Raw genomic sequence first — 23430 nt, forward strand, 5'->3', positions numbered from 1 at the left:
AACCTACTTCCAGCACTATACTTCGTGTCTGTTCTGTTTCCTTGCCAGCAACGGCAACAGGGAATGCTATGCTTATTACCTTCCATTAACACCTGATGGTCATTATTATGTATCTGAAAAAATTCACACAATTTTTACTCGTATTCTTATTTACCTCACCGGCCCTGTTTGCACAGGAAAACATCATCACCGGCCAGGTAAAATCAGCCACCGACGGGAACATCCTGATCGGCGTGAGTATTGCCGTAAAAGGTAAAACCACCGGCGCTATTACAGATAACAATGGTAATTTCCGGTTGGCACTGCCAACGGATGCCAGCACATTGGTATTTAATTATATCGGATTTATTCCGCAGGAAATAAAAATCACCGGCAATAAAAACATCCAGGTACAGCTGACGGAAAACATCAAAGCCCTGGATGCTGTAGTGGTAACGGGTCTTGCGTCTGCTACCAAACGGGCCAACCTCGCCAATGCCGTTACCTCCATTTCCGCCAAGGAACTAACGGGAACGGCTACACCGCAAACACTGGATAATGCCCTCTATGGTAAAATACCCGGTGCGGAAATCAAAACCAACAGCGGTGCACCCGGCGGTGGTTTATCGGTACAGCTGCGAGGTATCAGCTCCCTGCAAGGCGCTTCCCAGCCCCTCTATATCATCGATGGGGTGTATGTCAACAATACGACCATACGTACCGGCCGATCTACAATCACAGGTGCCGGTGGTGCAGAAGAAGACGATGCATCCAACAGGCTGGCGGATATCAACCCGGATGATGTGGAATCCGTAGAAGTATTAAAAGGTGCTTCTGCCTCTGCCATATATGGTACCCGTGCGAACGCCGGGGTTATCATCATCAACACTAAAAAAGGAAAGGCAGGACGCACCCGCGTAAGCCTCTCCCAGGAAACCGGTTTCGCTAAAATCCAGCACTACATGGGCAGCGCACCATGGGATGAAAACAAGATAAAACTGTTCTTCCCCGCTTCCCGGCACGAGCTGGAACTGAAACGATACAGAGAAGCGGTTGCCAACAACGGTATTTTTGATTATGAAAAAATGCTGTACGGCGGTACGCCATTACTGAGCAATTCTCATATCAACATCTCCGGCGGAACAGAAAAAACCAGGTTCTATGTATCCGGTAACCTGTCCCGCGAAGATGGTATTATCAAAAACACAGGTTTCGGACGTAAATCCATCCGGCTCAACCTGGACCATGCGTTCAATTCCCGTATCAATTTTACCCTCAACTCCAATTACATCAACAGTAATACGGATCGCGGATTTACGGGTAATGAAAACAATCCCGGCGCCAGTCTCGGTTATATTATCGGTTACACGCCTTCTTACTTTAATCCTTATCCCAATGCCAAAGGTGTCTACCCGGATAATCCCTATTCGGAATCAGAAAACCCGCTGGCATTACGCGATAGAGCCATCAACAACACGGGCGTAAACCGGTTCATTCAATCGGCCAAACTAAACATCAACCTGCTCAGTACGCCAAAATCCAGTCTGAGCGTGGCTTTACAAGGAGGCGTTGATTACCTGAGCAGCCGTACCAAAGTATATTTCCCCGACGATCTGCAGGCCCAGCGTAGCGAAGCCAATCCCGGTGATATTGTGATCGGTACCCAGCAAGCAATCAACACCAACCTGCAGGCATTCCTGATTTACCAGCAGACTGTGAATAAAATCAATTTCAGCACCCAGGTAGGAACCGTGTTCCTGCAAACGAAATCCAACAGTGTACTCAACAGAGGACGCGGACTGGTAGCCGGCCAGCAGAATATTTCACAGGCCGCTGTACAACAATTGCTGCAACAGCACGATCAGCTGGTGAAAGACGCCGGTATCGTCGGACAGGAAGAAATCAACTTCAACGATAAAGTGATTACCACCCTGGGCGTACGCTTCGATAAGTCTACCCTGAATGGTGATGCCAATCAGTACTATGCTTTCCCCAAAGCATCCGTGGCGGTGAACCTGACCAAATTTGATTTCTGGAAACTGCCTACGGTATCACAGTTAAAACTCCGGGCGGCCTACGGCCAAACCGGTGGCCTGGCCAGCTTTGGTGATACCTACAGTTCCCTGCTGCCTGCGGTAAACGGCGGATTCATCGGCTCCAAAGTTTCTGCTACCGCCGGTAACCCGAACATTAAACCGGAACGCGCCGGTGAGCTGGAACTGGGAACAGACATCGGTTTGTTCAACAACCGCCTGAACTTTGAAGGTACCTACTACCATAAAAAAGTAACAGACCTCATTCAGGATCTTACTTTATCTGATGCCACCGGTATCCGTACAAAAAAAATCAATGCTGCTGAATTGGTGAACAACGGGGTGGAACTGGCGATTACGGGTGTACCGGTATCCCGGGAAAACTTTACCTGGACCAGCCGCGCCCTCTTCTGGAAAAACACCACGAAAATTACCCGGCTGAATGTGCCCTCCTACACCAGTGGTTCTTATGGTCCGACCTTCGGTACCTACCTGGTGAAAGAAGGTTACTCTCCGACTACCATCGTTGGTATTCCGCAAACAGCGCCCGGTCAATATACCGTATTCGGTAATTCACAACCCGATTTTCAAAGTTCCCTCTACAATGAGATCAGGTTCCTGCGCGATTTCAACTTCTCGTTCCTGCTGCATTGGAAAAAAGGTGGCGACCTGCTGAACATCACCCTGTATAATACCGATAACGGTGGTACCACGAAAGACTGGAATGGGGATGACAATAACAACGGCGTTCCCAACGGTAAAGACAGACACACAGGTTCTGCCGGCGTATACGTACAGGATGCCAGCTACCTGCGTCTGAGAGAAGTAAACCTCTCCTACACTTTCCCGAAAACGCTGATCAGCCGTACCTTCCACAACGTCATAGAAAATATCCGGGTAGGTGTTTCTGCCACCAACCTGTTCACCATTACTTCCTACCCCGGCTACGATCCGGAAGTATCCAGTTTTGGTACACAGGTAATCAATACCGGAACAGATCTATTCCAGTATCCTTCTTCCAAACGGATTCTGTTTAACGTTAAAGTTGATTTCTAGTACCTGTATCAGGTTAAAAATTATAGCATATGACACACAAACATTCTTCCACCATACTTTTATCAACGTTACTGGCTTTTTCGCTGGGCTCCTGCAAGCTGGATCCCGTGATAGATCCCAATAACCCATCTATCGCCAGCGTTACCAATAACGCCTCTAAAACGCAGCTGCAAAGCCTGGTCACCGGTACAGAAGCACGCAGCCGGGAATACATCTCTACCGCAGCTACCGCCTTCGGTACCTTTGGCCGGGAAATATGGTATTTCAACTCGTCCGATTCCCGGAACGTTCAGTTCTGGCTGGGTCAGGGCGGACGCAAACCGGATGCTAACTTCTATGGTATCGACAGAGCCTATGCTGCGCCGTATCAAACCATCAAACAAGCCAATGTACTCATCAGTGCCGTTAACAACACCGATGCCGTCACGCCGGTTGAAAAAAATGCCTATATCGGATTTGCCCTCACCCTGCAGGGATATCAGTACCTGATACCGGCGAACTCACAATACAACAGTGGTATCCGTATCAGTGTATCGGATGAATTAAATCCAGGAGGGTTTGTAGGTTATCAGGAAGCGCTGAAAACTATCCGGGCGGTGCTGGACAGTGGCTACCAGTCATTGAAACAGGCTGGCAATACCCTGCCTTTCCGCCTCACCGCCGGTTACAGCGGATTCAGTACGCCGGCAGGATTGATACAGGTCAACCGCGCACTGGCCGCCCGCGTAGCCATTTATCAGCAACACTGGCAGGAAGCACTGGATGTATTACCAGCTTCTTTCTTTAACATCGACGGTGATCTGAATGTAGGTCCGGCCCATGTATTTGGCCTGCCTCCGGATGATTTCAACCCGCTGTATTATGTGCCGGATGGTAGTTTCAGCAACGTGCCCGTGGTACATCCGTCCATGATTACGGACGCCTTGCCGGGCGATAAACGCGTACAGGAAAAATTCTTCCTGCGGCAAGCGCCGCTGATCAATACCGTAGGAGCAGTACCTTTATCCAGCCAATACCAGGATAAACGCTGGGCACAGAATACCAGCCCTATCCCCTACCTGCGTAACGAAGAGCTGGTACTCATCTATGCAGAAGCATCTGCCCAGCTGAATAAAACAGCAGATGCCGTAAAAGCCATCGACCGCATTCGCAGTGTGGCGGGGCTCCCTCCTTACACAGGGGCCCTTACCAAAGATGCGCTGATTACAGAAATCCTTTTCCAAAGAAGATATTCCCTGTGGTTTGAGCCTTCCGGACATCGCTGGATCGACGCACGTCGTTACAATCGTTTACAGGAGATTCCGGTAGCAGGTGATAAAGGCAGTGTGTTCACACAGCTGGAAAGATCTGCCAATGAACAGAATTGGGATATTTACAAGGGTAACAAATAGCCGGGAAACCGGTTGAAGATAAGCACTATCCCTGCCTGCCGCTGTCATTGTTCTCTCAGGAGAACAGTGGCGGCGGTTTTTAGTTGCCGGCATACAATAATCAGTATGGCTGTATTACCGGACACCGGAAAGATATTTTAATAACCCAGTTGATTAATGCATGGCATCCACCACTTTTTTGCTGTCGGCAAACTGTTCAAAACTAACAATCTTACCTGCTTTCAGCGTCCATAGATGTGCTACCCGGGCTTTCATCGGCTTACCCGTTGCTTTCCAGATACCGGAATAGGTACCATAGGCGACCACCTGGTCCCCTTCCGCTACATAACTATCGATAGTTACTTTATAGTCGATCCATTCCGTAGCCAGCCGGTCAAAAACGTGCCGGGTAATCTCTGTGATACCGGTATAGGTGCCGGCATAAGGAAAACCGGCGGTTTCTGTCCAGCGTACATCCGGCGCTACTGCGGCTGCCAGGTTTTTACCATTTTCTTCAGATGTTTTTCCTTCGTACGTACTTTGAACGATTTCCTTATTCGTCATATGCGGGTGCTTTTGGCAGCCGGCCGACAGTAAGATAACTGCCAGCCAGCTGATAAAGGTGATTGTTCTTATTACCATTTCATTTCTCCTGTGTTCACTTTAGCACCCAGTTGCAGCGCGGTTTCAAAAGTAGCTGCCGGGTAATGTTTTTTCATGGCGGCAATCAGCGCTGCGGAAGTTTTTGCTTTGGCCAGTTCTGCTTCATACGTTTTCAGGTAAGCCTTGTCGTATTGTACCGAAGCGATGTCCAGGGCAGCGCCCTCTTTGAAATGCGCAGGAATAACAATAGCCGGGTGCAGGGATTCGATTTTATCCAGCACGGTCACCCACTGATGACGTTTCTCTGCGGAAGCCGCATCTGCCACCCACAGGTGGAAGCCGGTGCCGAATACATTGATACCACCCACAACGGCTTTAATAGAAGGAATCCATACGAACGTTCTGCCAGGCACCTCCGGTACTGATACAATATCCAGTTTATTACCTTCCAGTTCCAGGCTGTTGCCATTCAATACCTGTGGCAGCACTACGTTTTTAGTCCCATTTTCACCCAGCTGCGGCCCCCATACTTCCAGTTTTTTCTGGGCAGTAGCTTTGATATGATCCACAGTGGCAGCCGTTGCATATACGGTTACACCCGGGAAAGCCCGTTTAAATTCTTCCAGGCCGAAATAAAAATCAGGGTCACCATGACTGATAAAAATCGTTGTCAGTTTTTTACCACTGGCTTTGATGGCTTCTACCACTTTACGGGCTTCCGGCAAGGTGAACTGCGCATCTATCAGGATGGCATCGGTTTTACCGCTGACAATCACGGAAGCTACCCCAAAACTGGTTTCCGGCGCTGCATATACCTGCAGCTGTAAAGGAGTGGCATCAATGGTTTTAAAAGACTGTGCGTTTGTTGTCATGTTGAATAAAGTTGAAATGATTAAAACAGCCGTTATCAATAAAGCATGCTTTTTCATATAGTATTAGTTAGATGATTACGTTGGAAAGATGTTTTTCTATCTGGCCCACCACTTCTTCAAAAGTGGAATAGCCTTGTTCTATTAAAAATGTTTTGCCGTCTTTTTCCAGCAGCAGTGTCGGGTATGACATCGCATAACCGGCGGCGCGGCGGAAGGCTTCCTGTGTAGCAGCCTTCATTTCCGCAGAGGGGAAAAGCGACAGGAATGCTGGGGTATCTATGTCCAATGCCGTGCAGATATCTTCATACACCATCGTTTCATTCAGGTCTTTTCCATCTGCATAGCGGGCTTTTTGTACTGCGGCAGCAAAAGCCACGCTTTTATCCGGCCAGTGCTGCTGCACGGTTACAATAGCCCGGGAAGGCACTTCGCTGTCGAGTAAAATGTTTTCATCCGTGATGAATTGAAAGTAGGCTTCACCAAATGCAGTACCTGTGAGGGCCGCAATCTGTTCGTCGTGTTTTCTGAAATAAGCCGCCATCTGTTTACTTTGCCGGCGCACATTGGCACCGGCCCACATACCACCCGGTACTATTTCCATCGGAATACTGTGTTGGTATTTTTCTGCTGTGCGCAGGGTATTCGGATAATTACCGTAACACCAGCCGCAAAGCGGGTCCATGATATAAATCAGTTTCATTATTTAGTTTTTTATAAATTCAAATTTTCCTTTCACCAGCTCACCGGACCGACCGGAAGACACCTGGGTATTGCCATAGCTGAGATAAGCAGTAACGGTTCCTTTTTCGGTATCGATCACCTGACTAACCGTGAGCCCATCTGCTTCAATCCAGTTTAAAAAATAGAGATGGTCATTCAGCGGCTGATAAGCAATGTGGGCATCTTCCTCCGTAACCTTACCGGTAGTATCAGTTGTTTTCCAATGCAGGAGGGTGTCGTTGAGGTATTTTACGTCCGCTGTAAATGCCGGGTAAGTGATACGTCCGGTTTTACCCAGGAGCGTGATAGCTTCCGCACCAGCGCTTCCGGCAGAACGATCCGTACAGGCTGCCAGCAAGCATATCACAGCTGTTGCGAGGAATAACACCGGCCAGCTCCGGCGGATGTATAAACGTGTATTTGTTTTCATCATAATAGTCGTTTATTATGAAAACAAAACTAGAACACCGGATGGCGAAAAAAGTTGAACTAGTTCAAAAAGGGGATCATTTCATTTCCGGTGGCGTTAACAAACGCTCCCTGTTCTCCGATCACAAAAAAGGAATATCTTCGTCAGCCAAACGACTGCAAAAAGAGATTGTATACAAGTACGGGAGTTGAGTTTGCTGTTACAGGGTGCAAAAAAGGAATTATTTATGCCGGCTTAGTTTTTTCCGGATTTTACTAAGAAATTCATGAGAGATACCCAGATAGGCGGCTACCTGCTGCTGCGTTAGCCGTTGTTCCAGTTGCGGATATTTTTCAATAAATTCCACATAACGTTCATCCGCGGTTTTACCCAGCGAAGAGATCATTCTCCGTTGCAGCGCCACATGGGTTTTCTGGGTCATGATACGGAACAGTTTCTCTACAATCGGCAACTGTTCATACAGCGCCTCTTTATAGGGTTGGGTGATTAACAGTACTTCACTGTCTTCCAGCGCTTCAATGTTTAATATAGACGGAATGTTGTTGGTAAAACTGTCGATATCTGTTATCCACCAGTCTTCGATGGCGAAATATAAGATCCGTTCAAACCCGTTTTCATCCAGGTAATACACCCGCAGACAACCTTTATTCACAAAGCCTTCAAACTTACATATCTGCCCTTCCCGTAACAGGAATTGTTTTTTGGCGACCTTTTGTAAATAAAAAGGAGCGGCAAACTGTGCAAAGTCTTCGTCCGAAATACGAATGTGTTTATTGATGTTATTGCGGAGTGCTGTATACATACTACAAATATAAAGTACGTATCAAAAAGAAAGTGCAGGAATGGGAAACAAGCAACTATACCGTACTGTTTTCCGGAAGATGTACGCGTTGATCATCTTCCGGAAAACAAATACCATTTAATTATTTTTTAGCCGGAGATGTCAGTGTGGCGGTAGCAGGGCCTTCCTGCTGATATCCTTTACTGCCTTTATACACATAACGCTGTACCATTCTGAAATGCGCCTGCTTCCGGCCTTTCATCAATGTTTTCACCGCATCCGGCAGGCTTTCCAGATCCGTAGCCCTGCAAACACCGTCGGTGGTAATGAGTATATCCCGGAAGTATTTTTTATCGCTGGCCGGCACACTATATTCACTGTTCCAGTAAGACAATCCTTCCTCCTCGGCCATGGCTGTTTTCTCAATGACATAAGCTGCCATTACCTGCTGATAGGCGCCGTTGGTACCGGCGATCATAAAATACACGCCATAGAAAGGACCACCCGCGCCGCCATTCATATGCTTGATCATAAAAGCATATTGTCCGTCTCCGATGAGTAACGGCGTTGTTTTGGGGCATTGGGAAAAGGCCCCATAGGCCGCTATCGCCGGTTGGAACATCCGTAACCGCCAGCCGTCTTTGGTCAGCATGAATTTTGCCAGCCCCAGTAAACCGCCGGTAAAACGGGATACCTGCAATCCATCCGGGTCATAGGCCGAATGATTAAAGCTGATGACCTTATAGGGTACACTGTCAGCATCCTTAAAGTCCATGACATTCATCAACCGGGTAGCTACGCCTTCGGCGTAGGGAAATGCATCTACCGCATCTTCATTCGCATCCGGATAAGCCACCCGCGGACAGGTTTTACACTCCCAGTTAATCAGCTCCCTATTGTAACTTTTCTCGGGGAACTTGTAGTGTTTTCCGGGGAAGAGCTTTAACAACGCTTTGGAACCATCAAAAGGTTCCGGCAGGAACAGCGTACGGGGCTGCAGAATGGTATCGCTTACATTTTTCTTCAGGAGATCACTTGTGACAGTGGACTGTGCATAACCTGCAGTGGACAGAAAAGAACTAAATAACAAACAGGCAAAGGCGTACTTCATTGATTGTTGATATTAATATATAAAGAGAATAGGCATCACATGCGGTTGCAAATGTAACAGATAAAACCGCATACTGTGTTGGTATTACGGTCATTTTATCGGGATCCGTCAACACGGGACTGCTACGGTTTACTTTATCAACCCGGCCGCGGGCTGAGTTTGTCTGCCCCCTGCACTCCCCTGACAGGACAGTTTCTTTTTTTCCCGGTTACAATTTAGTTTTACATTTATCCGGTATTTTAAACGATAGTATATTGTCAAATTTGTCTTTGCCAGATGAGCGGGAGCTACTCATCAAGGTTGCCGCCGGTAACGGGGCAGCCTATACTGTTTTCTTCAATACTTATAGCCAGCGGGTATTTGAAGTAGCCATGCTGTATTTAAAAGATGAGATCGCCGCACGGGAAACCGTGCAGGAAATCTTTTTGAAAATATGGGTAAAAAGGGCGGTGATGGCCACCGTGGAAGACTTCCCCAACTACCTGTTCATTCTTACCCGCAATCATATCTACGACAGCTTTAAAAAGCAGCTGGTCAAACAAAAAGCCATTGCCTACCTGCATGCCCAGGAACCGGAGCACATCGCCGACACCGATCACCGGCTACAGGAACACCAATATGAAGCATTGCTCCATACCGCCATCTCGGCCCTGCCACCCGGCCGGAAGAAAATATATATGGCCCGGCAACAGGGATTCAGTAACGAAGAAATTTCCCGGCAACTGAATATATCGGTACATACTGTTAAAAAACAATTGCAGCTGGCCACCCGGTTTTTACGCACCTTCATCCGGCGGCAACTACAAAGCTGGTTGCTGACCCTCTTACTGCTCTTCTCTTTCCGTGGTTAGTGACCACCCCTTCTCTCCCTCAAAAAAATATTTTCAACCGGAATACTCCTTTGGCATCCCCCGATCGTCTTTACCATTATCAGGCTTGATTTAAAATACATCCACGTTATGACCACTGCTGATTTTCAACAATTGCTGGAGAAATACAAACACCACACGCTGAGTGGTGAAGAGCTGCAACTGCTGCAACAGCTGGTCGCTTCCGGTGAATATGAAGCCGATATTAAAGCAGATATCCTGCAAACGCTACAAAGTACCACACCTGGCCATTCCGCCGATCCTGCCGCCTTGCAGGCCATCTTACAGGACATCCTGCACGCACCATCACCGGCAGCCAAACCGGTAATCCGCCTCTACTGGCGCCAGTTCGTGGCTGCCGCTGTACTGATCACCGCTATCGTAACAGCCGGGATGTATTGGTACGCCAAACCTACGCCGGTTGCACCCGTAGCCGCTGTGAAACGAAATCCGCTGGCACCGGGCAGCAACAAAGCCATCCTCACCCTGGGCGATAATACCACCATCTCCCTGGACAGCACCAACAACGGGGCATTGGCCGTGCAAGGCAATACGCAGATCACCAATACCAACGGCGCACTCAGCTACCAGGCCGCAGGCGATAATAGCAAAATACTCTACAATACCGTAGCCACGCCCAGAGGCGGCCAATACCAGCTGTTGCTGGCCGACGGCAGTAAGGTATGGCTGAATGCCGCCAGCAGCATCCGTTTCCCTACTGCCTTCAAAGGCAGGGAAAGACTGGTGGAAGTAACCGGTGAAGTATATTTTGAAATCAATAAAAATGCGGCCATGCCTTTCCGGGTAAAAGTCAATGGCGCCGGCAGCCGCGATCCGCTAACCGTTACGGTGCTGGGTACCAGCTTCAATATTATGGCTTATCCGGATGAACAGGGTATCCGTACCACCCTGGTGGAAGGAGCCGTACAACTGGCCAGCGGCAACTACCGCAGCCTGCTCCAACCCGGCTTTCAGGCCAGCCTGTCGCCGGAAACACCCGCCTTTGCCATCAGCCCTGCCGATATCGAACAAACACTGGCCTGGAAAGAAGGAAAATTCCGCTTCCGCAATACCAATATACAAGTCATTATGCGGCAACTGGCCCGCTGGTATGACGTTTCTATTGCCTTTGAAGGCAACCTGTCAGACATCGACCTTACCGGGGTTATATCCCGCCGCGCAGATGCCGGCGCCTTGCTGAAAGCACTGGAAGCAACACAAAGAGTACAGTTTACTGTTACCGGCAGCACCATCAAAGTGATGCCTTATAAACAGCATTAGTATATACCTGTGTCATCATCAAAATATTGCAGTTATGAAAAAGACTTAGTCACGCGATTCCACTATTCCAATAAAGAAACCGGGCCTGATTGCCGTCAGGACCCGGTTATAAAAATTGGCCATCCAATTCCCTTTGACATTAGAAAACTGAACTTAAACAGCCAAGCAACAAAAGTATGGAACTACTTACTGTCTGCAAAAAACGCAGTAGATGCGGGTATTTGCGAAGAAAATTACCGTTGGTTATGAAATTAACTGCCATCCTGACTTTGGCTATCTCCCTACACCTGAGCGCCAAAACGTATTCCCAGAACATTACCCTTTCCGGTAAACGCCTGGCATTATATGATGTATTTAATCAGATCAGCCGCCAGACCGGTTATGAATTTGTATTTGATGAAAAACAACTGCAAAGCGCCGGCCTCGTAAACATCCATGTCTCCAATGCTTCGCTGCCCGAAGTACTGGACAAATGCCTGAAAAATAAACCTTTCAGCTACAGCATCGTCGATAAGATCATCGTCATTGCACCCAGGCCTGCCCCGGCAGCAACTGCCACCGCCCGCCCCGTAGCCGTTATCCAGGGCACTGTTACCGGCGCTACCGGGCAACCGCTCCCGAATGTAAGCGTACAGGTAAAAGGTACCAACAGAGGTACCCTCACCAATGAAAAAGGCGCCTTCTCCCTGCAGGCAGAACCCAAAGAAATATTGGTGTTCAGCTACCTTGGCTACGAAACCAAAGAACTCCCCGTGGGCAATAACACCACCCTGCAGGTAGTACTAACAGAAGCCAACACCCAGCTGGGCGCAGTAGTAGTCACCGCATTGGGTATCAAAAGATCGGAGAAGTCCATCACCTATGCTTCGCAGCAACTGAACGGACTGGAACTCACCAAAGCCAAAGATCCCAACCTGATGAATACCCTGAACGGTAAAGTAGCCGGGTTGTCTATCTCTTCCAGTGCATCCGGAATAGGCGGTTCTGCCAAGGTAATATTGCGCGGTAATAAATCCGGCCTCGGCAACAACCAGGCGCTGTATGTGATAGATGGAGTGCCCATGAACAATACCGTGACCAATCAGCCCACCAGTGCATATGGCGGCAGCAATGCCTACGATGGCGGCGATCCTATTTCCAATATGAACCCGGAAGACATCGAGAGCATATCTGTGCTGAAAGGTGCTTCCGCAGCTGCTTTATACGGTAGCCAGGGCGCCAACGGGGTGATTCTCATCACCACCAAAAGCGGTAAATCCGGACGTACGCAAATCAATTTTTCCTCCGGCCTGAATATCTCCCAGGCAGCCTATAAACCCGATTTTCAAAACAACTACGGCCAAACCGGCGCCGGCAAAACACAAAGCTGGGGCCCACAACTGGCCAATGGCGCCGCAGACAACCTGTCGTCTTTTTACCAGACCGGCCAGACCTGGACGAATGCCATCAGCTTATCCGGTGGTACAGAGCAAATGCAGACGTATTTCTCTTATGCCAATACTTCCGCCAAAGGCATTACACCCGGCAATAAACTCGGCCGCCACAATATCAACTTCAAGGAAACAGGGCATTTCCTCAATAATAAACTGACCGCGGAAGCAGATGTCAACTACATGACGCAGCAGATAGACAACACGCCGTTAACCGGCTTGTACTACAATCCGCTCACCGGCCTGTATCTCTTCCCCCGTGGCCTGGACCTGCAACCCTATAAAAATAATTTTGAAGCCCCGGACCCTGCCCGGAACTTCCTGCCGGTACAACGGTGGCCCTTCGATGAAGACATCCAGCAAAATCCGTGGTGGATCATCAACAGGAACCTCAACAGCCTTAACCGCAACCGTATATTACTCAACGCCAGCCTGAAATATGAACTGACTCCCTGGCTGAATATCCAGGGCCGTGGTAGCATCGACCGGATCAACGACAGATACGAACAAAAAAACTATGCCGGCACCAACAAAGTATTGGTACCCGCCAACGGTTCCTACCTGTACAACAACGGTACTATCACCCAGCAATACGGCGACCTGTTGGCCAACTTCAACCTGCCGGTGAATAAGGATATCCGCATCACAGGTCTGGTAGGCGGTAGCATCCGCGATGTAAAAACCACCGGTGAAAAATTCGGTTCCTCACAGGATGGGCTGAAATATGCCAACATCTTTACCGTACAGAACATCACCGAAGTAAACGGCCGCAACTCCGGTACGCTACAGGAAATGCACGAACAATACCAATCTGTATTTGCCAGTGCCAATATCTCCTTTAAAGACTGGGCATTCCTGGACCTCACCGGTCGTAACGACTGGGCTTCCAACCTGGCCTATACACCTAACAAATCCTTCTTCTATCCTTCCGTAGGGTTAAACTTTATCCTGAGCCAGATCGTACACTTCCCTACGGCTGTCAGCTTTGCTAAAGTCCGTGGTTCCTACGCGATCGTAGGCAATGCGCCGCTGGCCTATCAGACCAACCCGGCAGAAAACACCATTGGAGCAGGGGGCGCCGGCAATATCGATATCAACAAAACAGCGCCTTTCCGCGAACTGCAACCGGAAAAAACCAAATCACTGGAAGTAGGTACCGAATGGCGTTTCTTTGATAACCGCCTGAGTGCAGATGTTACCTATTACAAAACCAATACCCGTAACCAGACCATGAAGATTGATGCCAGCGCAGCTTCCTTCTTTGAGTCCTTTTATATCAATGCCGGTAATATCCAGAACCAGGGCGTAGAAGCCATTATCCGCTATGAGGTATTACGCCATAGCAAACTAAAATGGAATACTGCATTGAACTATTCCGTTAACGACAACCGCATTGTGGAACTGGCGCCGAATGTAAAAAGCTTCACCATCAGCGGTGCTTCCGGCGCCAACTATGTATCGCGGTTTGCAGCAGGTGGTTCCTTCGGCGACATCTATGGTACCGTTTTACAACGGGATGCACAGGGCCGCATCATGATCGACGACAAAGGCAATCCCATCAAACAAGGCGGCGACCAGGTATATGTTGGCAACGCCAATACCAAATGGCAACTGGGCTGGAACAACAACCTGGCTTTTGACAATTTCACGCTTTCTTTCCTGATTGATGGCAAATTTGGTGGCCAGGTGATGTCTATCACCCAATCCATGATGGATCAATACGGCGTTTCAAAAGCCAGCGGCGAAGCCCGTAATGCAGGCGGCGTAAAAATAAACGGTGTAGATCCGCTCGGTAATCCGGTGACCTCCGTTGACGCAGCCAAATGGTATGGTACCATAGGCGGACGTGAAGCCGTATCCGGAGAATATATTTATAGTGCAACTACTGTGCGCCTCCGTGAAGTAGCTTTGGGTTATACCATTCCGATAAAAAACACGGTCGTTAAAACACTGAAGCTTTCCCTGACAGGACGGAACCTGCTTTACTTCTCTAAAAAAGCACCGTTTGATCCGGAACAAACCATGTCAACCGCCAACGGCCTTTCCGGTGTGGACATCTTTATGTTGCCTGCCACCCGTAGCTATGGCCTGACCCTGAATGCTTCTTTTTAAATCATCCGTTACCGTAAAACTGAAAGAAATGAACCACTACATAAAAAAGATGCTTCCCAATAAATGTCGTGTATACGTTGCCGTTGCGGCGTTATTGATAGGCGCTGCTTCCTGCACCAAAAACTTTGAACGATATAATACCGACAATACCGGCGTATCCAATGCCGACCTGAAAGCAGATTTCAATGACCTGGGCGCCTACCTGAAAACCGCCCAGATGGCGATCTACAACTTCTCCGGCGGGGGCGATCCCAACTCCTTTCAGGTACAGCAGAACCTGAATGCAGATTGTTTTTCCGGTTATATGATGTCTGCCACTCCCTTTAACGGCGGCAGAAACAACCTGAACTACTTTATGATGACCGGCTGGAACGGAGAAGCCTTTAAAGTAGGTTACCTCAATATCATGGCGCCCCTGGATAAACTGCGCAGAAACGGGATTGATCAATCCTTCCCTGCGGTATGGGCAGTAGCACAGATCATCAAAGTCACCGGCATGAGCCGCGTTACAGACATCTATGGCCCCATCCCCTACAGCAAAGCCGGCAGCAGCAAAGCAGACATTCCATACGACAGTCAGGAAGATATCTACAAACGTTTCTTCCTGGAACTGGATTCTGCCAATACCAGTCTCCGGGCACAGATCAGCAACGGTACCAAATTACCGTTCGACTTCTCCCAGTTCGATCTTGTCTACAACGGCGACTTCAACAAATGGCTGCAGTTCTCCAACTCCCTGCGCTTACGCCTGGCCATGCACATCTCCAAAGCAGATCGTGCTACCGCAAAGCTGCAGGCGGAAAAAGCGGTCAACCCTGCCAATGGTGGCGTGATCACAGAAAACAGCGGCAACATGAACGTGAAAGTAACCGGCAACGGACTGACCAATCCTTTGGTATTCCTTGCCAAAAACTGGAACGATATCAGCATCAACGCATCGCTGCAATGCTACCTGACCGGCTATCATGATCCGCGTACCCCGAAGTACCTGGATAAATCCACCGATACCAGTTTTCCTGCACAGTATATTGGTATCCGTATTGGCAGTATTACCGGTTCCAATGCCAAAGATGATTATAAAGGTTATTCCAGCATCAACTACAAAGGAGGCACCTTTACCCTCAATACACCCGTGCAGCTCATGACCGCCGCCGAAGTATACTTCCTGCGGGCGGAAGCAGCCCTGAATGGCTGGAATGCAGGCGGCGCGGTACAACAGTTATATGAGCGGGGTATCAATATCTCCCTGGAACAATGGGGCGTACCGGATGCTGCGTATGCCACCAACAGCACCTTTAAACCGGATGCATATGTAGATCCCAAAAGACCTGCCAACAATGCATCCGCACCATCCGACATTACCATCAGATGGGAAGACGGCGCCGCCGAAGCTAAACAGCGGGAACGCATCATGACCCAGAAGTGGCTGGCCATGTTCCCGGAAGGACAGGAAGCCTGGACAGAATTCCGCCGCACCGGCTATCCCAGACTGTTTCCGGTGGTCAACAACAACAGCGGCACTACCATTAGTACTAACATACAAATAAGAAGATTACCCTTTCCACAGAATGAATATAATACCAACGCCACGGAAGTAAACAACGCTATTAAATTATTGGGAGGAGCAGACAATGCCGGCACCAGACTCTGGTGGGACAGGGAGTAAATCGGTTTTTATAACTATTCATCATCCCATTATTAACAGGTTAAAATTCCAGGTATGAACCCAACATTCCATTTCCTGCGGTCCACGGCCGCCATGTTAACAACAGGAGCTGCTTTGCTGTTTGCAACCTCCTGCCAGAAAGAATCCAACAACCCCAACAATGAAACCGCCGGCACGGAACGCAACAATGCCCACGTAGAAAGCGTTACCAAAAGCGGCGGCAAATCTGTCTGCTATGTAGAAGTAAACAGCAACAGTCTGGCCAACACCGGTAAGTATACCCTTACCACCGGCGGCCAGCAGCTGTTTGATATTGCCATCATCTTTGCGGCCAATATCAACTACAATACCACTACTAAAAAAGCAGTGTTATCCAACAACCCGAATGTAACCAGTGTACTGGTGAACAGAGCCACCCAGATTGTACCCCTGCAAAACAAGGGTATGAAGGTGTTGCTGTCTATTCTCGGCAACCACCAGGGCGCCGGCTTCTGTAACTTCACCAGCCGCGCAGCTGCCAAAGCTTTCGCCCAACAGCTGAGTGACACGGTTACTTACTATGGCCTGGATGGTATCGACTTTGATGATGAATATGCGGAATATGGCGTGAACAACACGCCCCAGCCCAACGACAGTTCGTTTGTGATACTGGTAGATGAACTCCGTAAACTGATGCCCACCAAAATCATCTCTTTCTACTACTATGGTCCTGCCGCTTCCCGGTTATCCTGGGGTGGCAAACGGGTAGGCGATATGGTGGATTACAGCTGGAATGCGATATATGGTTCTTATTCCGTACCCAATGTAGCAGGCCTGCCTAAAAGCAAACTGGCGCCGGCAGCAGTGGATATCCAAAGTACCAGTCAGAGTACAGCCAATTCCCTCGCTACCCAAACCAAAAACAATGGTTATGGCGTTTACCTGTGGTACAACCTCACCAGTACAGATAAACACGTCTACTTCTCCGGCGTGTCCAATATCCTGTATGGCAGCAGTGTAACCTACACGCCCTGATAACCACCATACGACCATTAAATAACGCATTTCCCCGAAGATAGTACCGGAATCATCCAACCGGATTATCCTTTATTACCTTCGGGGAAATGCGTCATTTTTCGTAACCATTCCAATGCCGCTGTTCACTTGTTCTTTCGCTTGTAACTATTCCATGCTGTTAGTCTCTCTTTCGTAAAGACTTCCCTTGAGGCAACCCTTTCTCTTCCTGTTCGGCATCCTCGTCTGTTGTTGTTTCAGTTTTAGCTTTCTTCCTGCCGAACTGCCAGTTGACCGTAAATTTCACGACCCTTGATTCATACGTGATAAAGGAAAGGTTGCTACTCTCAGGGGTATTTACACTTGTACGAAATTTGTTGGTAAAAAAGATATCAGATACTGCTACACCTACATTCAACCGGTCATTACACAGCTTTTTACTGATACCTGCATTTATTTCCGCGATCGGCCGGAAACGGACGTTCCCGTATAAGCCCCCGCCCTGGTACCATCCGTTTAACTCCAGGCTGATCTGATGCGGTAATAAGAAAGTATTGTTAGAAGAAAATCCGATACTCGTAGCCCGCTCATTTTCCAGCAGGGCGCCGGCAGCAACCTGATACCGGGAAGTACTCACATTCACACTCTGGTAGTTCTCCCACCATTTGAAAACCGGTATCGGGAAAGACAACGAAGCATATCCTGTATGCTGATTTTCTGCATTCTGCGTAACCAGCTGCGTATAAGGGCTGCCTGGTTTTTGCACGATACTGAACAGCAATGGACGGCTCGCCAGATTGTACCCTACTGCCAGGTCTATAAACTGCAGGAACTGCTGATTCACTTCAAAGTTGTGCGACAACTGCGCTTTCAGATCCGGGTTACCGGTTTCAATCGTCAGCGGGTCCAGGTAGCGTATGGCCGGATTCAGCTGCTGATAGTCCGGTCTTTCAATCCGGCGGTTGTATTGAAAGGCTACTTTGTATTTGTCACTCACCTGATAGCCTACACGAACATTCGGTAACAAAGACAGGTAGTCCTGTTTTACCAACGACTTGTAACTGGCCGTATCTCCGCGTAAAATGGTGTACTCCGCTCTCAACCCGGCAGACAGCTCCCACTTCTTCCCTTTGCTGGAAACAATACCATAGACCGCATGAATTTGTTCCTGGTAGCGGAAACGATTGCTTTTAACGGTATTGGTCAGCCATTTATCTTCGCGCAAATCGTCCCACTGCTGGCGGTTATCCAGTTTGGTAAAACTACTTTTGAAGCCGGTTTCAAACTTACCCGGGAAAGGTAATGCCCGATAGTAATCCGTTCTGGCTATATACTGTTGTACATCGCCGGGATAGGCGTTGCGGTATTGCTGATACCCTGCCGGCCATTGCCGATAAATACTATGTATGCGGAAGTCGTCGCCGGAGCGGAGCCGTTGCTGCGCAGTGTGAATACTGGCTGTCAGGCCGCTGCCTTCATTGATTTTCCGTTTAAAGCGCAGCGTAGCATTGATCTCACGTTGATTACTATACGAAGTATTGGTCTGATGCGTAAGCGTATCCAGTACCAAAGGATTGGCGTAATAACGCGAAGAGCCGTAACCCGTAAAGTTATCTTTACTGTCGGTAAACGACAGGTTGAGGCTCAGCGTATTTTTGCTGTCCAGGTAATGATCAATACCCAGCTTCACCAGGTGAGAGCGGATCTTTTCCGGAGAGTATTGCGACTGATTCATCTGCAACGGTTCCTGATGTTCGCCGGTATAGGTACGGTAGCTGCTGTCGCGGAACCAGGTACGGTCATAACTATGGGCATAGTTCAACGAGTAATTCCACTTACTGGTACCATACCCCAGCAATATACTCTGGTCTGTTTTACCGTAACTACCCCATCCGCCGGCTGCTGATACGGAACCGCTGAAACCTGCCGCTTTCCTGTTCTTGAATACGATGTTGATAACGCCTGCATTCCCGGCGCCATCCATACTTGCAGGAGGATTGTTATACACTTCCATCGACTGCAAAGCACTTCCGGGAGTTGCTTTCAGGAGGTTTTTCAGCTGTTGGGCGCTCATGGTAACTGTTTCGCCGTCGATCATGACTGTTACGCCCTTTTTCCCCCTGATACTTACATCCCCATCTTTATTGACAACCACACCCGGCAGGTTTTTCAGCAGTTCAAAAGCATTCCGGGTCTTAGCCACGGCGCTTTGTTCTATGTTGAGTGTTTGTTTTTCGCTATTGTTGGTGACCACTGGTTTCCGGGCTTCCACGGTCACGCCTTTCAACCGGGTATCTGCCGGAGAAAGCGTTATTTTCAGCAAAGGATGCGCCGACTGTGGCGGAGGCAGCAACAGCTGACGATATACTGTTTTATAAGTAATAAAAGATACCTGGAGCAGGTAAGTACCCGGCCGGATCTGATCCAGGTGGAAACGGCCGGCCGGATCTGTGGTAACGCCTTTTACCAGTTGTGAATCGGCAGGTTGCCGCAGCAATACCGTGGCTCCCTGCAAAGGTGTATTATCGGTGCTGGTCACTACGCCACCCACGGTAACCGGTTGTTGGGCGAGTGCCTGCGTCAGCATTCCTATCGTTGCGATGAGTAGTAACCCATACTTTTTCATACCGTACTAGATTGTTTATATATTTTATACGGTACAAAATTGCCTGTAAAAATGATTATTTATAAAAGGAATTAACCGGAACGGCTGTATCGCGTACTGAAACCGCCGGGCGGGAAACTGAAATCAACGGTCCAGCCATTGCTTAAAAGCAGGCGCTTTTTCTTTGCTGATCAGCAACTCTCTTTCAGGATCGCGTTTCAGCGTTATTTTCAGCTTGCCATTGAAATAATTGTGGATACTGCCAATGCTTTGTATACTGATGAGATGCTGGCGGTTGGCACGGAAAAAATTGGCGGGGTTTAACTGTTCTTCCAGGTCGTCCATGGTTTGGGCTACCGTTTCCTGGGAGCCATCTTTCAATACCAGATGGGTAATTCTAAACGAGGAGTAAACAAAATCGATATCTTCTACCAACACTGTTTTATAACCATCCCGGAAGGGCAATAAAAAACGGGTGCGATAGGTGATATCTTTCTGTTTAAAAAATTCGAGCAACTGTTGTACTACGGTATTCGGATCGGCCTGACTTTGCAGGGAGCCTACCTTTTCCAGTGCCTGTTGCAGGTCGTCCTTTTCGATGGGCTTCAGCAGGTAATCGATACTGTTTACCTTGAAGGCCCGGATCGCGTATTCATCATAGGCGGTCGTAAAGATAACCGGACAGGCCAGCTTTGTTTGGGTCATAATATCAAAAGACAATCCATCTGCCAGCCTGATATCCATTAATGCCACATCAGGATGGCTATGCTCCCGGAACCAGGCCACACTGTCGGTGATGGTATCTATCATGGCCAGTACTTCTATATCCGGAGATATTTCAAACAGCATATTCTTCAACCGGGTAGCGCTGAGTTTTTCGTCTTCAATAATCACAACACGCATAACATCATTTTTTAAATTCCAGTAAGGGTAATGTAACGAGGAATGCCCCCGCTTCTTTTCTTATTTCTAAAGTGTGATCAGATAATATGAGGTATCTGTTACGAATGTTTTCCAATCCTAATTTGGTAGAAGGTATATTGTAGGAGATCAGCTGTATGTTATTGCTGACAGTAATGGTGCCGGCTCCTTCCTGGTAAATACGTATATGCAGCGGCTGGGCGCCGGAAGCCACATTGTGTTTAATAGCGTTTTCAATCAGCAGCTGCAGGGTAATAGGCGGTATACCCATCGACATAATGTTTTCCGGAATCTGTATATCAATATCCACATGATCCCCATGGCGGATTTTAATCAGGTAGATATAGGCCTGTATGAATTTTATTTCTTCTTTCAGGGTGATAATATCATTATTCAGGTTGATGATCATGTACCGGTATACCCGCGAAAGGTTTTCCAGAAAAGAGAGGGCTGTCCGGCTGTCTTCTGTAATCAGGGCCGATAGGGTACTGAAGTTATTAAACATGAAATGCGGGTCCAGCTGCAGTTTCAGGGACTGCAGCTGTGCCTGCATCGCAATTTCTTTCAGCTTCGCCGCATTCAGTTTCAGCTGGGAGGCCTCCAGCATGGAGGTCTTCCAGCGTTTCAGAAAATAGTTACCGGTATGTACGGCACTGATTAATATAGATAACATCACGCACACAAATACAAACTGCCACTCATCGATTTTTTCTACCGTTGTTACCGCCGGTTCCACCACTTCACGTCCGAATATCAGGGGCAATACCAGCAGAAAAAGAATACTGAGTACCACAAATACGACAATCAGCTGGCAGCACAACTGTACTACAAAGCGGCCCAATGGCCGCTTTTCCCACGGGATCAGCTGATCCATCCACCTGGCCAGTATCAGGCTTAATTCCGTAATAAGCCAGCAGTTACACATCATAATCGTGCCTTCCACCAGCAACTCCTTGAGATTAGAGCTGCTCAGTGACGACCAATACGGACTAAACGGATTTACCAGGTATGACAGCAGGTAATATAAAAGGAATATCATTGGAATGATAAAGAGCCTGTAATACCTGTTATACAGTTTCTCCTGTGCAGTTTTACTTTTCATCTTATTCATTCAACACATTGTAAGTAAGGCAACGGTTAAATATAAATATTTCAGTGTTATCTGTTTATTATTTCCAGCCACCACCCAGCGACCGGTATAACTCTACGACAGCTCCCAGCTGTTCCCGCTGCAAAGATGCAAGATCCAATTCACTTTGCAATACATTACTCTGTGCGGTAATCACTTCCAGGTAAGTTGCCATACCGCTTTGGAAGAGCAATCCGGCGTTACGGGTAGCGCTTTGCAGCTTGTCTACCCGTGTACGGGTAATCGCTTCCTGCTCCCGGAGTTTATCTACTTTCACCAGGGCGTCAGACACTTCTCCTACTGCCGTCAGCACTGTTTTACGGAATTCCAGGATAGACTTCTCCCTTTCAATCACTGCTTTTTCATAATCTGCTTTCAGCTTACCCCGCTGGAATATCGGCTGGGTAATACTACCGCCAACGGTTTCAAAAAGGCTGCCGGGTATATTCAGCCAGTTATAGGAGCGGAATGAATTTAATCCTACACCAGCCGTAATATTCAATGCCGGATACATCGCTGCCTGGGCAATACCCGCACGGGCATTGGCTGTTTTTACGGCCAGTTCCGCGGCATGTACATCCGGCCGGTAAGTTAACATACTTGCCGGAAAACCAACAGACAGCTGTTCCTTGAAACGGGATTCACTTAAGGCAGCATGACGGGCAACACCTGCCGGCAGCTCTCCGGTTAATATACGTAAGGCATTTTCCTGCTGGATAATCTGTTGTTCCAGTTTAGGCACCAGCCCTGCAGCCACCTGCCGTTGCGCCTGCGTTTGTTCCAGGGCCAAAGTATTAATCTGACCGGAATTATACTGCCATTGCATCAGCTGTAAAGTACTATCGTTCAGCTGCAGGTTTTTACGGGCAATCACCAGCTGTGCATCCAACATCAGCAGGTTGTAATATCCCTGCGCCACTTCACTGACTACCCGGGTTTGTACCGCTTTGGAAGCTTCTCCGCTGCTCAGGTACTCTGCCAGGGCTACTTCCTTCAACCGGCTGATCTTACCCCAGGCAATCACTTCCCAGGTAAGTCCCAGGTTTAGATTGTAATCGTCCATATAACGGGTACCCATAAACTGTTCTGATAAAGAACCATTCATACTGTTCTTAGACGGCCAGTTACGGTTACCGCTCACCTGCAGGTTGATGTCCGGCAGATTACCCATCCGGGCCACTTTCGCCGTTTGTGCGGCAATGGCTACATTTTTCATCGCCAGCTGCACATCATAATTTTTGACAATAGCGCTGTCGATCAACCCTTGTAATACCGGATCCGTAAAAAACGTTTTCCAGGATAAACTACCGATGCTGCTACTGTCTTGTTGCGCCGGAGCATTCCGGAATTTTTCGGGCAATGCCGCCGTGGGTTTCACAAAATCCTTTCCTACCCTGCACGCCGTTACGGCGCCGCAGAGCAGGAATAATGCGATTAATAAACTATTATGTTGTTTCATCTTCATCTGA

At 48.4% G+C, this 23430-nt stretch carries 17 protein-coding genes; 7 read left to right on the forward strand and 10 right to left on the reverse strand.

What is annotated here, in order from left to right:
• Positions 1-107 precede the first annotated feature (107 nt).
• Both OL444_RS27085 and OL444_RS27090 read left to right on the forward strand, forming a co-directional pair.
• Positions 108-3068, forward strand: a complete 2961-nt coding sequence (locus OL444_RS27085; RefSeq protein ID WP_264728217.1) for a SusC/RagA family TonB-linked outer membrane protein — start codon at positions 108-110, stop codon at positions 3066-3068.
• A gap of 29 nt (positions 3069-3097) precedes the next feature.
• Positions 3098-4459: a RagB/SusD family nutrient uptake outer membrane protein gene (locus tag OL444_RS27090; RefSeq protein WP_264728215.1), complete on the forward strand. Its 1362-nt coding sequence runs from the start codon at positions 3098-3100 to the stop codon at positions 4457-4459.
• Positions 4460-4612: 153 nt separating this feature from the next.
• On the opposite strand, the gene OL444_RS27095 is transcribed toward OL444_RS27090, so the two are convergent.
• The 6 genes from OL444_RS27095 to OL444_RS27120 form a co-directional block, all read right to left on the reverse strand.
• Positions 4613-5002, reverse strand: coding sequence for a nuclear transport factor 2 family protein (locus tag OL444_RS27095; RefSeq protein WP_264728214.1), 390 nt, complete (start codon positions 5000-5002; stop codon positions 4613-4615).
• Positions 5003-5073: 71 nt separating this feature from the next.
• Positions 5074-5913, reverse strand: coding sequence for an MBL fold metallo-hydrolase (locus tag OL444_RS27100; RefSeq protein WP_264728213.1), 840 nt, complete (start codon positions 5911-5913; stop codon positions 5074-5076).
• A gap of 67 nt (positions 5914-5980) precedes the next feature.
• A complete protein-coding gene (locus OL444_RS27105; RefSeq protein ID WP_264728212.1) occupies positions 5981-6613 on the reverse strand; it encodes a DsbA family protein in 633 nt (210 codons plus the stop codon).
• Positions 6614-6616: 3 nt separating this feature from the next.
• Positions 6617-7066 (reverse strand): MoaF-related domain-containing protein, encoded by a 450-nt coding sequence (locus tag OL444_RS27110; RefSeq protein ID WP_264728210.1) that lies wholly within the window; start codon positions 7064-7066, stop codon positions 6617-6619.
• A 217-nt stretch (positions 7067-7283) separates the two neighbouring features.
• Positions 7284-7865, reverse strand: coding sequence for a Crp/Fnr family transcriptional regulator (locus tag OL444_RS27115; RefSeq protein WP_264728208.1), 582 nt, complete (start codon positions 7863-7865; stop codon positions 7284-7286).
• Positions 7866-7986: 121 nt separating this feature from the next.
• Complete coding sequence (locus tag OL444_RS27120; protein ID WP_264728207.1) at positions 7987-8955, reverse strand: hypothetical protein; 969 nt, start codon at positions 8953-8955, stop codon at positions 7987-7989.
• A gap of 254 nt (positions 8956-9209) precedes the next feature.
• Here OL444_RS27120 and OL444_RS27125 point away from each other — a divergent pair, with 254 nt between their 5' ends.
• The 5 genes from OL444_RS27125 (at position 9210) to OL444_RS27145 (ending at position 17327) form a co-directional block, all read left to right on the forward strand.
• On the forward strand, positions 9210-9806 hold the full coding sequence (locus tag OL444_RS27125; protein WP_264728205.1) for an RNA polymerase sigma factor: 597 nt from the start codon (positions 9210-9212) through the stop codon (positions 9804-9806).
• Positions 9807-9914: 108 nt separating this feature from the next.
• Positions 9915-11105: a FecR domain-containing protein gene (locus OL444_RS27130; RefSeq protein WP_264728203.1), complete on the forward strand. Its 1191-nt coding sequence runs from the start codon at positions 9915-9917 to the stop codon at positions 11103-11105.
• A gap of 245 nt (positions 11106-11350) precedes the next feature.
• On the forward strand, positions 11351-14647 hold the full coding sequence (locus tag OL444_RS27135) for a SusC/RagA family TonB-linked outer membrane protein (RefSeq protein WP_264728200.1): 3297 nt from the start codon (positions 11351-11353) through the stop codon (positions 14645-14647).
• A gap of 28 nt (positions 14648-14675) precedes the next feature.
• The gene (locus tag OL444_RS27140; RefSeq protein ID WP_264728198.1) at positions 14676-16313 is read left to right on the forward strand and encodes a RagB/SusD family nutrient uptake outer membrane protein; all 1638 of its coding nucleotides are present in this window, start codon (positions 14676-14678) and stop codon (positions 16311-16313) included.
• A 54-nt stretch (positions 16314-16367) separates the two neighbouring features.
• Positions 16368-17327, forward strand: coding sequence for an endo-beta-N-acetylglucosaminidase H (locus OL444_RS27145; RefSeq protein WP_264728196.1), 960 nt, complete (start codon positions 16368-16370; stop codon positions 17325-17327).
• 160 nt (positions 17328-17487) lie between these two features.
• Here OL444_RS27145 and OL444_RS27150 read toward each other — a convergent pair whose 3' ends face one another.
• The 4 genes from OL444_RS27150 to OL444_RS27165 all read right to left on the reverse strand — a co-directional run bounded on the left by OL444_RS27150 (position 17488) and on the right by OL444_RS27165 (position 23420).
• Positions 17488-19932, reverse strand: coding sequence for a TonB dependent receptor (locus OL444_RS27150; protein ID WP_264728194.1), 2445 nt, complete (start codon positions 19930-19932; stop codon positions 17488-17490).
• Positions 19933-20055: 123 nt separating this feature from the next.
• Positions 20056-20814, reverse strand: a complete 759-nt coding sequence (locus OL444_RS27155; protein ID WP_264728192.1) for a LytR/AlgR family response regulator transcription factor — start codon at positions 20812-20814, stop codon at positions 20056-20058.
• Between the two features lie 4 nt (positions 20815-20818).
• Positions 20819-21871 carry a sensor histidine kinase gene (locus tag OL444_RS27160; protein ID WP_264752044.1) on the reverse strand — a complete coding sequence of 351 codons (1053 nt, stop codon included), beginning with the start codon at positions 21869-21871 and terminating at the stop codon, positions 20819-20821.
• Between the two features lie 130 nt (positions 21872-22001).
• Positions 22002-23420, reverse strand: coding sequence for an efflux transporter outer membrane subunit (locus tag OL444_RS27165; protein WP_264728188.1), 1419 nt, complete (start codon positions 23418-23420; stop codon positions 22002-22004).
• Positions 23421-23430: the final 10 nt, after the last annotated feature.

This window comes from Chitinophaga nivalis (assembly GCF_025989125.1).
GTDB lineage: Bacteria > Bacteroidota > Bacteroidia > Chitinophagales > Chitinophagaceae > Chitinophaga > Chitinophaga nivalis.